The organism is Corallococcus sp. AB018, from assembly GCF_003986945.1.
Taxonomy (GTDB): domain Bacteria; phylum Myxococcota; class Myxococcia; order Myxococcales; family Myxococcaceae; genus Corallococcus; species Corallococcus exiguus.
The window spans coordinates 1-12,995 of sequence record NZ_RAWR01000261.1 but is presented as its reverse complement, the minus strand read 5'-3'; the positions used below and the strand labels follow the sequence as shown (position 1 = coordinate 12,995).

Below are 12,995 nucleotides of genomic sequence, written 5' to 3'. Positions count from 1 at the left end.
GTTCAGGGGCGGGGAGGGGACAGGTCATGAGGTGGGATGAGATGGGCGAGTCGCCCGGATGGGACAGGTCGGTGGCGCGGGACGCGAGCGTGGACGGTGGGACGGCTCGCGGTGGGCGGGGCTCCGTCCTCGCGGTGGTGGCGGAGAAGCCCTCCGTGGCGCGCGACATCGCCCGGGCGCTCGGCGCCACCGAGCGCGGCGAGGGCTTCCTGCGCGGCAACGGCTACGTCGTGACATGGGCCATTGGCCACCTGGTCGGCCTGGCCCAGCCCCATGAGATTCGCCCCGAGTGGAAGAAGTGGCACCGCTCGCAGCTGCCCATGCTGCCGGGGGACTGGCCGCTGGTGGTGTCGTCCTCCACGAAGGACCAGTTCGAGGTCGTCCGCCGGGTGATGAACGCGCCGGAGGTGTCCGCCGTGGTGTGCGCCACGGACGCCGGGCGCGAGGGCGAGCTCATCTTCCGGTACATCTACGAGGCCGCCGCGTGCCGCAAGCCGGTGCGGCGGCTGTGGGTGTCGTCGCTCACCGAGCGCGCCATCCTCGATGGCTTCCAGCACCTCAAGGACGGCAAGGCCTACGCGCCGCTGGCCGCCGCCGCCATGGGGCGCAGCCGCGCGGACTGGCTCGTGGGCATGAACCTGTCGCGCCTCTACACGCTGGCGAGCGGCACCTACGGCAACATGCTGTCCGTAGGCCGCGTGCAGACGCCCACGCTGGCCATGGTGGTGGAGCGTGAGCTGGCCATCCGCGACTTCGTGCCCCGGGACTACCTGGAGGTCGTGGCCACCTTCTCGCCTCGCGGCAAGGGCGCGCCCGTGGGGGCCCGCTACCAGGGCACGTGGTTCCGCTCGGGGCCGGACGGCAAGCCGGTGATTCCGCCCGGCTACGACTCCGTGCGAGAGGCGCGCCGGCTGGACGCGGACGGCGTGGAGGCGGGCCGGGTCATCGACCGCGTGCGCAGCGGCAACGCGGTGGTGGAGTCGCTGGACGCGGAGACGAAGCGGATGCCTCCGCCGCTGCTCTACGACCTCACGGAGCTGCAGCGCCACGCGAACCGGCTCTACGGCTTCAGCGCGCAGCGCACGTTGGAGGTCGCGCAGGCGCTCTATGAGAAGCACAAGCTCCTGAGCTACCCGCGCACCGGGAGCCGGCACCTGTCGGAGACGGTGGCGGACACGCTGCCAGAGGTGGTGCGTGCCATCGCCTCGCCCTACCAGGAGGACCTGGCGCCGGGCACGGGCGAGCGCCCGCTGGGCAAGCGCTACGTGGATGACTCGAAGGTGACGGACCACCACGCCATCATCCCCACGCCCATGCCGGCGTCCGGCGTGCGGCTGTCTCCGGACGAGCAGCGCCTCTATGACCTGGTGTGCCGGCGGCTGCTCCAGGCGTGGCACGAGGACCACGTCTGGAAGGTGACCACGGTCATCACCGCGGTGACGTCGAAGGGGGACGCGGGGCCGGCGGTGGACCGCTTCCACAGCGCGGGCACGCAGGTGGAGAAGGTGGGCTGGAAGGTCCTGGACGTGGGGGGCGGGCAGAAGGCGCCGCGCCTCAAGCCGGAGGGCAAGAAGGGCGCGGACAAGGACAAGGAGGATGAGCCGGACGACGAGCCGCAGGACCTGCCTTCGGGGCTCGCGCGCGGACAGGCGCAGACGGTGGAGGACGTGGAGGCGGTGAAGAAGCGCACGCGTCCGCCGCCGCGCTTCACGGAGGCGACGCTCCTGACGGCGATGGAGTCCGCGGGGCGCACGCTGGATGAGAAGGAGCTGGTGGACGCGATGCGCGACACGGGGCTGGGCACGCCCGCCACGCGCGCCGCGACCATCGAGCTGCTGCTCGAGCGCGAGTACCTGACCCGCGAGGGCAAGCGCCTGGTGGCCACGGAGAAGGGCATCCAGCTCATCGGGGTGGTGCACCCGGACGTGAAGTCCCCCGTGATGACGGGGCAGTGGGAAGCGTGGCTCCAGCGCATCGAGCGCGGGCAGGGCGCGCTGGATTCGTTCATGAGCGGCATCGAGGCGTATGTGCGGGAGGTCGTGGGCCAGGCGCCCACGTCGCTGCCGCCCACGCCGGTGGCTGGTCCGGGGTCTCGGAACGAAGCCTCGGCCGCGAGCGGGCGCTTTGAATCCACCCGTCCCCATCCCGCGCAGGTGTCTGCCGAGGAACTCTTCCGCACCCGTGAGGCCGCGACCGCCACCGTCCGGACCGCGGCCCGCGCCAACTCCGCGCGCAACGAGGTCGGTGCTGCGGATGCACGTCATGCAGCGGGCACCTCCGCCAGTGGTGGCTACGGCGGCGCGACCCACCTCGGTGACGCACGTCACGCGGGGGCATCCACCCACGGTGCCTCGCAGTTCGCGGCGGGCGCTCCGGCTCACGGTTTCCACGGCGGATCCGACGTCCACGCGGGAGCCACCGGGAGCACCCCTCCGGCCGCGTTTCCGCGCATGCAGGAGCGCCCTCCCACGATTCCCTCCGCGGAGGTGCGCACCGCCTTCGTGCAGGCCTCCTCCGAGGGCTTCGGCCGGGCCAAGCGCCAGCCTCAAACCGTGAACATGGGCAGCACCCGGCCGGAGCGCGTGCACCGCGCTCCCACGCCTCCGGACAAGCTGCGTGGACTCCTCAAGGAGGCCTTCGGCTTCAACGACTTCCGCCCGTACCAGGAAGAGGTCTGCCGCGCGGCCACGTCCGGCGAGGACCTGCTGCTGGTGATGCCCACGGGCGCGGGCAAGTCGCTCTGCTACCAGCTGCCGGGCCTGGCTCGCGCGGGCACCACCCTGGTCGTCAGCCCGCTCATCGCGCTGATGGAGGACCAGGTGCTGCGGCTCCAGTCGCTGGGCTTCGCCGCGGACCGCATCCACTCCGGCCGCGACCGGGCCACCTCCCGGCAGGTCTGCGCCGAGTACCTCGAAGGTCGCCTGGACTTCCTCTTCATCGCCCCGGAGCGCCTGGGCGTCCCCGGCTTCGTGGAGCTGCTGGCCCGCCGCACGCCCTCGCTCATCGCCATCGACGAGGCGCACTGCATCTCGCAGTGGGGCCACGACTTCCGTCCGGACTACCGGCTGCTGGGCTCGCGCCTGCCGCTCCTGCGCCCCGCTCCCGTGGTGGCGCTCACCGCCACCGCCACTCCGGACGTGCAGAAGGACATCGTCCAACAGCTGGGCCTGCGCGGCTCCCGGGGCGGCGCCGCGCACACCTTCATCCACGGCTTCCGCCGCACCAACATCGCCATCGAGGTGCGCGAGCTCAACCCGGGTGCCCGCGGCGACGCCATCCTGTCCCTGCTCAAGAACCCGGAGCACCGGCCCGCCATCGTCTACGCGTCCACGCGCAAGCACGCGGAGCAGTACGCGGACCTGCTCGCGCACGACTTCCACTCCGCGCCGTACCACGCGGGCCTCCAGCCGTCCGAGCGCGACCGCATCCAGGCCGCGTTCCTCAAGGGACACCTGGAGGTCATCGTCGCCACGACGGCGTTCGGCATGGGCATCGACAAGGCGGACGTGCGCACCGTCATCCACGCGGCGCTGCCGGCCAGCCTGGAGGGCTACTACCAGGAGCTGGGACGCGCGGGCCGTGACGGCAAGAACTCGCGCGCGGTGCTGCTCCACGCCTTCGTGGACCGGCGCACCCACGAGTTCTTCCACCGCCGCGACTACCCGGACTCCTCCGTCCTGGAACGCATCTACCAGGCCACCTCCAACGAGTTCGAGCCCAAGGCCTCCATCCAGGCCCGCGTGCGCGGCGACCCGGAAATCTTCGACAAGGCCCTGGAACAGCTGTGGATCCACGGCGGCGTGGAGATGACCCCGGACGAGGACGTGCGGCGCGGCCGTGCGGGCTGGGCCGTGGCGTACATCGCGCAGCGCGAGCGCAAGCAGCTCCACCTGGAACAGATGGGCCGGTACGCGGAGGCGCATGACTGCCGCATGCGCCACCTGGTCGCGCACTTCGGCGACGTGCAGGACTCCGGCGCCGCCTGCGGCCTGTGCGACGTCTGCGCCCCCGAGTCCTGCGAGGTGGTCCGCTTCGAGGAGCCCTCCGCCCTGGAGGCCCACGCGCTGGGCCGCATCCTGGAGGCCCTCCACGCCCGCGACGGCCAGGCCACCGGACGGCTCCACCGGGAGCTCTTCGGAGAACAGCTCCACCGCCGCGACTTCGAACGGCTCGTGGGCGGACTGGTGCGCTCGGGGCTGGTGCGCCTGGACTCGGATTCGTTCGACAAGGACGGCCAGGTCATCCTCTTCCAGCGGCTGTCCCTCACGGACACCGGCCGCCGCGCCCGCGTCATCGCCCCCGGACAGGTCGTGCTGCCCCAGGCGCGCGAGGTGCCCTCCAAGAAGCGCAAGGGCCGCACGGCCGCTGGCGGCACGAAGCGCACGCCCCGCAAGCGCGCCGCCTCCACCGCGGCGGCCTCGCCCCGGGCACGCGGCAAGGGCCGCCGGGGCGCCTCGGAGGCCTGGGCCCCGCGCGGCGCCTCCCATGACGCGGACTTCAGCCAGGAGTCCCTCCCCGCGGATGCCCCTCCGGCCCGCGGCTGGAAGGCGCGCTCGACGCCGGACGCATCACCGAGCCTGGGGCCCCGGGCCTCCTGGAACGCGTCCCGCAACGCGCCTCCGGACTTCGAAGTGCCCCCGGCGTCCCCCGCCCTGGTGGCGACCCTCAAGGAGTGGCGCCTCACCGAGGCCCGCAAGCGCAAGGTGCCCGCCTTCCGCATCCTCACCGACCGCGTGCTGGACGCCATCGCCAGCGCCCGGCCCTCCAGCGGTGCGGAGCTGATGTCCATCCACGGCGTGGGCCCCACCCTCGCGGAGCGCTACGGTCCGCAGATCCTCTCGCTCGTGTCCCGCCGACGCTGACGGCAGGCGCGGATCCGCGTGTCCGCCGGTGGACAGGGGCGCGTGGATCCGCCCCTCCAGGGCAGCGTCGTGCCCCGGGATGGGCTGCCGGGGGACAGCGTGGATCCGCCGCGGGGCGTGCCGTCCGCCGCGAACCGCCTGACAAGGGAAAGCCCTTTCCTGGGCCGCAGGCGCGGAGGGCTACCAGCCAGGCGTGAAGCTTGTTTCCCAAGCTTGTAGGCAAAAGTCCGGGTGCCACCTTCTCGTCCACACGCGCATTGGGAGCGGCGTGAGGGGTTCAAGGGGGCGCGCAATGGAGCTGGGTTTCGAGACGATTGGCAACGCCACACTCATCTGTCACGACAACGGGCCGGTGCTGGTGACGGACCCGTGGACGGACGGAGACGCGTACTTCGGCAGCTGGACGCTGTCCCACGAGATTCCCGAAGAGCAGCGCCAGTCCATCCTGGACTGCCCCTACGTGTGGCTGTCGCACGGCCACCCGGACCACCTGAGCATGGCCTCGCTGGAGAAGCTGCGCGAGCGCACGCTGCTCCTCCCCAACCACGTGGGCGGCCGCATCCGCGACGACCTGCGCGAGGCGGGCTTCAAGGTCCAGGTGCTTCAGGACCGTGAATGGACGCGCCTGTCCCCGCGCATCCGCGTGCTGTGCATCCCGGACGTGAACCAGGACGCGGTGCTGCTGGTGGAGGTGGGCGGCCGGCTCATCGTCAACCTCAACGACTCCGGTGACCGCGGCCAGGGCCGCTTCGTGCGCCGGGTCATCAAGGAGTACAGCGAGACGTACCTGCTGGCCCTGTCCGGCTACGGCGACGCGGACATGATGAACTTCTTCACCGAGGACGGGCGGCGCATCCTCCCGTACGCGGCGGCGAAGACGCCCGTGGGACAAACCATCGCGCGCATGGCGGAGACGTACGGCGCCCGCTACTTCGTCCCCTTCAGCTCCATGCACAAGTACCAGCGCTCCGACAGCGTCTGGTGCTCCGAGTACACCACCACGCTGCCGGACTACGCGCGGGGCTTCGCCTCCAACTCCTGCGAGATGCTCCCGGCCTTCCTGCGCCACGACTTCACCAACGACTCCTCCGTCTCCATCAACCCGAAGGAGCGCGCCATCAAGCCGGTGGACTCCAGGGAGTTCGGGGACGACTGGAGCGAGCGCCTGGAAGCGGACGAGGTGAAGCAGCTGGAGCAGTACTTCCGTGCCGTCGAGCACCTGGGCACGGTGATGGACTTCCTGCGCTTCCGCGTGGGCGGCCAGGAGCACGTCATCGAGTTCAACAAGCGCCGCTTCCACAAGGGCATCACCTTCGAGGCGCCCCGCAACTCGCTGATGACCGCAGTGAAGTACCAGGTGTTCGACGACCTGCTCATCGGCAACTTCATGAAGACCACCGTGCACGGCGGCTTCGGCAAGGGCAGCCTCTACCCGGACTTCAGCCCCTTCGTGGCCAAGTATGCGGACAACGGCAAGGCCCGCACGGAGGCCGAGCTGCGCAACTACTTCAACGAGTACCGGAGCCGAGACATGGTGGGCTACCTGCGCCACCAGCTGGATGCCCACTGCGTGCGCCCCCTCCAGATTCAGTCCGCGGAGCTCCTGCGCGCCCTGCTGCCCCCAGGCTCCAACACCTTCCGCATGGCCAAGGAGACCTACTGGAAGATGCGCCGCGCCATCCTCTAGGGATTCCCTGGAAACCCCCTGGTAGGCCTGACCGGAATCAGGACACCTCGCTGTCTCATTCTCAGACAGCAAGAGGTTGCCCGGAAAATCATAGTCTTTCAGGGGACTTGGGTTTGTAAACGTCACGTGAAGTGACGGTTGACGTGGGGAGGGCTGGAGCGGGGGCGCTCCAGCTATCCCCGCGTTTCCTGTTTTTCTCCTGGGGAGCGCCGTTGGCCCGACAGTTGCTCAATGGCCCGGCGCGCGGCGGATGGCGCCTGGCGGGAAGGCCAGGTGGTGGCCGCGCATCCCTCGAAGCACACAGGAAGAGTTCCCATGCTCAAGTTCCGCTCTGTTGCGATGCTGGCCGGCGTCTCGCTGATGCTCGGTGCGTGCGGTGGTCCCGAGTCCGCGCAGGAGTCCGAGGTCAAGCCCACGTGGGAGGAGTTCAAGGCCCAGGCGTACCGTGAGCCGTGGGAGGGCGGAAAGTACATCGTCAACGGTGACGAGGCGCTGGAGTCCGAGGAGGAGCTGCAGGCCTACTTCCACAACATCGTCGAGCAGCAGCTGGGCAAGTCGCAGGACGGCCTGGCCGTGTACTACATCGGCGGCGACATCAAGTGGAACGCCACCCAGAAGCTGAACCTCACCTACTGCATCAGCAACAACTTCGGCACGAACAAGTCGAAGATGGTGACGGCGATGGCGAACGCGACGGCGGCCTGGCAGGCCACGGCGAACGTGAAGTTCGTCTACCTGTCTCAGTACGACGCGTCCTGCACCGCGTCCCAGGCGGGCGTGCTGTTCGACATCCGTCCGGTGTCGGGCCAGTCCTACGTGGCGCGCGCGTTCTTCCCGAACTCCGCCCGCTCTGGCCGCAACGTGCTGGTGGACAGCAGCGCCTTCGGCAACCTGTCGCCCTGGACGCTGACGGGCATCCTGCGCCACGAGCTGGGCCACACGCTGGGCTTCCGCCACGAGCACACCCGCTCCACGGCGAGCGGCTGCTACGAGGACAGCCAGTGGCGCGCGCTGACCTCCACCTACGACCGCTCCTCCGTCATGCACTACCCGCAGTGCAACGGCACCCAGACGGGCGACCTCGTGCTGACGACCCTGGACAAGCAGGGCGCCCGCGCGCTGTACCCGTGATTCAAGCGTCACGCTTGTGAGGGGGCAGGGGCCGGTGGGAGCGTCTTCGCGACGCGCCCGTCGGCCTCGTGCCGTTTCGGGCGCTAGAAGCGGGCGGAGGCCTCATCGGCCTCGGTGGCGCGCTCGAAGAAGACGAGCGTCTTGCCGCCGCGCTCGCCAATCTCCAGGCACTCCAGCGCGCCCGACTCTCCGTCCAGCTCCGCGTAGAGGTGGTCCGGTTCGAGGATGCGGTGGGTGATGCGCCCGTCCTCGCGGCCCACGATGATCTGCACCGCGCCCGCGTCGCTTCCCTTCCGCTCCAGGGAGATGTCCACCAGGGGCAGGCGGTCGGCGAGGGGTTGGTCGCCGGTCTCCGCGTCGATGGACTCCACGCGCACCCACTGGGTGGCGTCCTGCCTGCTGATGCCGGCGAGGTAGCTCTCCCACTGCTCCCGGGGAATTTCCTGGTTGATGTGTGCCATGGGTCCGCCTCCGCGCGGCTGTCGTGTGCCTCAACCGTAAGGCGTCTGACTCGCGGGTGAAGGACGGGCCCGGCTGAACGACGCTCCGGGGACCCCGCGGACCGGGCCCCGGCGCGTTGGCTGCTCCCGCCTTCAGCCGCGCACGGCGTGCACGGCGTCGTCCTTCAACACCAGGCGCACGGTGGCGGCCTTGCCATGGCCGAAGTGCTCGTAGGCGGCCTGCTCCAGCACGGGGGCCAGGGTGGTGCGCAGACCGCGAGCGCCTGTTTCACGCTTGAGGGCGCGGGCGACAATCCACTCGCGCACGGCGGGGTCCACGGTGAGCTCCAGGCCCTCGTGGGCGAACTCGCGCTCCCAGGTGCGCAGCACGTTGTTCTGGAGGATGTCCCCCAGCGTGGCCGCGTCCAGCGGGTTGAAGGACACCAGCCGGTTGAAGCGGCCAATCAGCTCCGGGATGAAGCCGTAACGGGAGAACGCGGTGGTGTTCTCCAGGTGCTCTTCCGTGATGCGCGTGGCGATGGACTCCAGGTCCTTCTGGCCACCCTTGCCGGGCTCGCGGCCGAAGCCCACGCGCTCCACGTGGTTCATGGTCGCCGCCGTGCCCCGGAAGCCGCTGAAGGCACCGCAGGCGATGAAGGTGATGCAGCCCATGTCCAGGGATTCGGAGCGGATCCGGCTGGTGAAGCCGAAGTCCGGCGGGAAGGTGGCCTGCGCCGCGGAGAGCAGGTGCAGCAGGCTGCGCTGCACGCCAAAGCCGCTCACGTCCTTGGTGGTCTGCTGGCCGGAGAAGCGGCTGTCGGAGCGGCTGGTGGCGAGCTTGTCGAACTCGTCCATGCAGATGACGCCGCAGGCGGCCCACGACGCGTCGCGCTCCGCGGCTTCGTAGAGGCGGGACAGCAGGGTGCTGACGTCGTCACCCACGTAGCCCGTTTCGGAGAACTGGGTGGCGTCCGCGAGCACGGTGGGCACGCCCAGAATCTCCCGGAACATCAGCTCCACGAGGAACGTCTTGCCGGAGCCGGTGGGGCCCAGGAAGAGGGCGTTCTCGCGGGTGCCGGGCTCGGGCTCCAGTCCCTCCAGGTACAGCCGGCGGATGCGGCGCAGGTGGCGGTAGGCGAGCACGGAGGCGGCGCGGCGGGCCTCGGGCTGGCCCCGGTAACCCAGGTCGCCCAGGCGCGCGTCGATTTCCTGGGGCGACAGCACCTCCAGCGCGGCCACGCGCTCCTGGATGGGCGGGCCTTCGGGGAAGGCGGAGGGTTCGACGCCGGAACGGGGAGACATCGCGGTGGACTCCAGGAGTGGCGGGCTCGGCGGCGCCCATCATCCGGGACGTGCCCGGGCGCCACAAGCCATCCTCCCTGCGCGGAGGGCGTGCGCTCCTCCGTCCGCCGGTCCGCACTCGTGGGCCCGGAGAGGTCGGCCCGTGAACAGCGGTGGGCCTTGAGGGCGAGGGGTGCTCCCCGGGCCCGCGTTCGCGCATTAACAGGGACGCGACATGGCTCAATCGATTGAAGCACGGTCGCAGGCGCCCCGGCTGGGTGCGTGGGTGGAGGGTCCCTCGGTGCGCTGGCGCGTCTGGGCGCCCGGCCACAAGGGCGTGGACGTCGTCCTCTACGACGCGGAGGAGCGCGTCCTGCGCAAGGTGCCGCTCACCGCCGAGGCGGACGGCTGCTTCGGCGGCGCGCTGCCAGACCTGGCCGAGGGCGCGCGCTACAAGCTCAGCGTGGACGGCGGAGACCCCTTCCCCGACCCGTGGTCCCGCTCGCAGCCGAAGGGCGTGCACGGCCCGTCGGAGGTGGTGGGCTCCGACCACGGCTGGACGGACTCGCACTGGAGGGGACCGGATCCGCGGGCCCTGGTCATCTACGAAGTGCACGTGGGCACCGCCACGCCGGAGGGCACCTTCGAGGCGTTCATTCCGAAGCTCGCCCACCTGCGCGAGCTGGGCGTCAACACGCTGGAGCTGTTGCCGGTGGCCAGCTTCCCGGGGGCCCGCAACTGGGGCTACGACGGCGTGGACCTCTTCGCGCCGCAGGCCACGTACGGAGGGCCGAAGGGGCTGCGCAAGCTCATCGACGCGGCGCACGCGCACGGGCTCGCGGTGCTCATCGACGCCGTCTACAACCACTTCGGACCGGACGGGAACTACCTGCGCGCGTACTCGCCGCACTACTTCACCGGCAAGCACCACACGCCCTGGGGCGACGCGGTGAACTACGACAGCGAGGGCAGCCGCTTCGTGCGCTCGCTGGTGCTCTCCAACGTGGAGATGTGGATCCGCGACTACCACGCGGACGGCCTGCGCCTGGACGCCGCGCACGCCCTGGTGGATGAAGGCCAGCCGCACCTGCTCACCGAAATCACCGAGCGCGCCCACGCCTCCGCCTCCGGCCGCCGCGTGGTCGTCATCGCCGAGGACGAGCGCAACGAACGCAAGCTCGTCACGCCCGCGCCGGAGGGCGGCTACGGCCTGGATGGCGTCTGGGCGGATGACCTGCACCACCAGCTGCGGCGCGCCTTCGCGGGCGACCACGAGGGCTACTACCAGGACTACACGGGCAGCGCGGAGGACCTGGCCGCGACGCTGCGGCAGGGCTGGTTCTACACGGGCCAGAAGTCGAAGAACCTGGGCCACGCGCGCGGCACGGACCCGAAGGGGCTGGGGCCGTGGCACTTCGTCCACTGCATCCAGAACCATGATCAGGTGGGCAACCGGCCCTTCGGCAACCGCCTGTCGGAGGACGTGTCCCCGGCCGCCTACCGCGCCATGAGCACGCTGCTCCTGATGTCGCCCTTCACGCCGCTGCTCTTCATGGGGCAGGAGTGGAACGCGCGCACGCCGTTCCTCTACTTCACGGACCACAACGCGGAGCTGGGCAAGCTCGTGACGGAGGGGCGCCGCAAGGAGTTCGCCGGCTTCTCTCGCTTCAAGGGCGAGCAGGTGCCGGACCCGCAGGACCGCGACACCTTCACCCGCTCCACGCTGGACTGGGGCGAACTGGACGGGGCGGAGGCCGCGGGCGTGCACACGCTCTACAAGGAGCTCTTGCGCATGCGCGCCACGGAGCCCGTGCTCACCAGCCGTCAGGGCACGCACGACGCCCGCGCGCTGGGACCGGACGCGTTCGTGCTGGAGCGGCGCGCGGAAGGGGACACGTTCCTCATCTTCGTGAACCTGCGGGGCTCGCTGGTGCACACGCTGCCCACGCACGCGAGCGCGGGCATCGTCGCGTGGAGTGAGAACCCGCGCTACGGCGGCACCGTGGAGGCGTCTCCGCTCACCGGCAACGTCGTGCGCCTGGAAGGCCCCTCCGCGGCGGTGGTGAGGCTGCGCGAGTAGCCCGCACGCAAAGACAGACACGGTTTCACGCGCGGCCCGTCTCCCGGAAGCAGGGGGGCGGGCCGCCGCTTCTTCCCTCCGTGAAACAGGCAACGACAAGGAATGCCCTCGGAGCCAGGCCGGTACTCGGCCGCCAGGAGGAAGCACCTTGTCTCAATCTCATCCATCACCGTGGAAGCGGCACCTCACCACCACGAGCGCGCTCCTGCTGCTCGGGTCCGCGGCACCGGCGCTCGCCGCGTCGGGCTTCACCGCCGTCACCGCCAGTGGGAATGACGGCAACCCGCCGTCCGCCACCGTCGACGGCAACCTCACCACGCGCTGGTCCAGCGACGGCGTGGGGCAGTGGCTCCGGGGCGACCTGGGCAGCGTGAAGTCGCTGTCCGCGGTGGACATCGCCTGGCACCGGGGCAACGAGCGGACCAACACGTTCGTCCTCGCCACGTCCACGGACGGCACCACCTGGTCCACGGCCGTGTCCACGAAGTCGTCCGGCACCACCGCGAACTTCGAGCGCTACAGCTTCACCGCGCGCAACGCCCGCTACGTGCGCGTCACCGTCAATGGCAACTCCGTCAACACCTGGGCCAGCATCGCGGAGTGGGCCGCCATCACCAGCGCCGCCACGCCCACGGCGGGCCAGGACCGCTTCGGCGTCACCATGCTCTACCCCTCGAAGTCCGGGGGCGAAGCGTGGACGCTGGCGGACAACGCGCTGGCGGACGCGCGCTTCGACCCGCAGGACACGATTACGCGCAACAGCGACGGCTCCTGGAAGATGAAGGACAAGCAGGTGCGGATGAGCGTCTTCACGTCCACGGGCTACGACGACCGGAAGATTCCCACCTACGACCGGGACGTGCTGGCGAGCCGCGGCTACATGCAGGCGCCGAACGACTGGAAGAACATCGAGATGACCGGCTTCGTGAAGGTCAACGCCGTGGCCGACGTGAAGGACAACTTCGCGTGGTACGCGCGCGGCGGGAAGCACAACGACAAGTACTCCGGCTGCGAGGGCAGCAGCTACAAGGCGGGCCTGCACTACGACGGCCGCGCCCGCTGGGAGAAGGAGACCTGGCACGTCTCCTACGAGCAGACGCCCTACGTCACCGCCACCTCGGCGCTCAAGGGCCGCTGGGTGGGCTTCAAGGCCGTCATGCGCAACGTCACCGTCAGCGGCCAGACGGCGGTGAAGCTGGAGCTGTACGTCAACGAGAACGCGGACAAGGTGACGTGGAAGAAGGCCTACGACACCACGGACGCCGGCAGGTGGGGCGGCGACGCCCAGCACTGCGGCGGCGCCGTGCCCGCCGCGCCCATTACCTGGGGTGGCCCCATCGCGGTGTTCCGCTGGGACAACGCCACGGACGTGGACTTCAAGTGGCTGAGCGTCCGCGAAATCCAGCCCTGAACCCTGCGTGAAGTTGGACCCGCACGCGGCCTGACGCAGGACGGCAGGCCGCGTGTCGGGCGGGCGGGGAGGTTCAGGACGGGGGCCTCCGCCACTCGGGAGG

The 12,995-nt window shown here is 70.4% G+C and carries 7 protein-coding genes; 5 read left to right on the top strand and 2 right to left on the bottom strand.

Annotation, left to right across the window (positions count from 1 at the left end; all coding sequences use genetic code 11):
• The first annotated feature begins 26 nt into the window (after positions 1 to 26).
• The 3 genes from D7Y11_RS37305 (at position 27) to D7Y11_RS37295 (ending at position 7,680) form a co-directional block, all read left to right on the top strand.
• Positions 27 to 4,862, top strand: coding sequence for a DNA topoisomerase 3 (locus D7Y11_RS37305; protein ID WP_199753893.1), 4,836 nt, complete (start codon positions 27 to 29; stop codon positions 4,860 to 4,862).
• A 292-nt stretch (positions 4,863 to 5,154) separates the two neighbouring features.
• The gene (locus tag D7Y11_RS37300; protein WP_126936053.1) at positions 5,155 to 6,549 is read left to right on the top strand and encodes an MBL fold metallo-hydrolase; all 1,395 of its coding nucleotides are present in this window, start codon (positions 5,155 to 5,157) and stop codon (positions 6,547 to 6,549) included.
• 315 nt (positions 6,550 to 6,864) lie between these two features.
• Entirely contained in the window at positions 6,865 to 7,680 is an 816-nt protein-coding gene (locus D7Y11_RS37295; RefSeq protein WP_120576270.1) for a matrixin family metalloprotease, read from the top strand.
• Positions 7,681 to 7,763: 83 nt separating this feature from the next.
• On the opposite strand, the gene D7Y11_RS37290 is transcribed toward D7Y11_RS37295, so the two are convergent.
• Together D7Y11_RS37290 and D7Y11_RS37285 are read right to left on the bottom strand one after the other, a co-directional pair.
• Positions 7,764 to 8,141 carry a DUF5335 family protein gene (locus D7Y11_RS37290; RefSeq protein WP_120576269.1) on the bottom strand — a complete coding sequence of 126 codons (378 nt, stop codon included), beginning with the start codon at positions 8,139 to 8,141 and terminating at the stop codon, positions 7,764 to 7,766.
• A gap of 132 nt (positions 8,142 to 8,273) precedes the next feature.
• Positions 8,274 to 9,422, bottom strand: a complete 1,149-nt coding sequence (locus D7Y11_RS37285; protein WP_120576268.1) for an AAA family ATPase — start codon at positions 9,420 to 9,422, stop codon at positions 8,274 to 8,276.
• 214 nt (positions 9,423 to 9,636) lie between these two features.
• Between D7Y11_RS37285 and treZ the strand changes: the two genes are divergently transcribed.
• Positions 9,637 to 11,481: a malto-oligosyltrehalose trehalohydrolase gene (gene treZ, locus D7Y11_RS37280; RefSeq protein WP_126936052.1), complete on the top strand. Its 1,845-nt coding sequence runs from the start codon at positions 9,637 to 9,639 to the stop codon at positions 11,479 to 11,481.
• Positions 11,482 to 11,629: 148 nt separating this feature from the next.
• The gene (locus D7Y11_RS37275; RefSeq protein WP_121755662.1) at positions 11,630 to 12,892 is read left to right on the top strand and encodes a discoidin domain-containing protein; all 1,263 of its coding nucleotides are present in this window, start codon (positions 11,630 to 11,632) and stop codon (positions 12,890 to 12,892) included.
• Positions 12,893 to 12,995 lie beyond the last annotated feature (103 nt).

What these genes read in the sequence shown, in the direction of transcription:
- D7Y11_RS37285 (WP_120576268.1), bottom strand. Translation starts at nt 9,422, where the DNA reads ATGTCTCCCCGTTCCGGCGTCGAACCCTCCGCCTTCCCCGAAGGCCCG.
- D7Y11_RS37305 (WP_199753893.1), top strand. Translation starts at nt 27, where the DNA reads ATGAGGTGGGATGAGATGGGCGAGTCGCCCGGATGGGACAGGTCGGTG.
- D7Y11_RS37300 (WP_126936053.1), top strand. Translation starts at nt 5,155, where the DNA reads ATGGAGCTGGGTTTCGAGACGATTGGCAACGCCACACTCATCTGTCAC.
- D7Y11_RS37295 (WP_120576270.1), top strand. Translation starts at nt 6,865, where the DNA reads ATGCTCAAGTTCCGCTCTGTTGCGATGCTGGCCGGCGTCTCGCTGATG.
- treZ (WP_126936052.1), top strand. Translation starts at nt 9,637, where the DNA reads ATGGCTCAATCGATTGAAGCACGGTCGCAGGCGCCCCGGCTGGGTGCG.
- D7Y11_RS37290 (WP_120576269.1), bottom strand. Translation starts at nt 8,141, where the DNA reads ATGGCACACATCAACCAGGAAATTCCCCGGGAGCAGTGGGAGAGCTAC.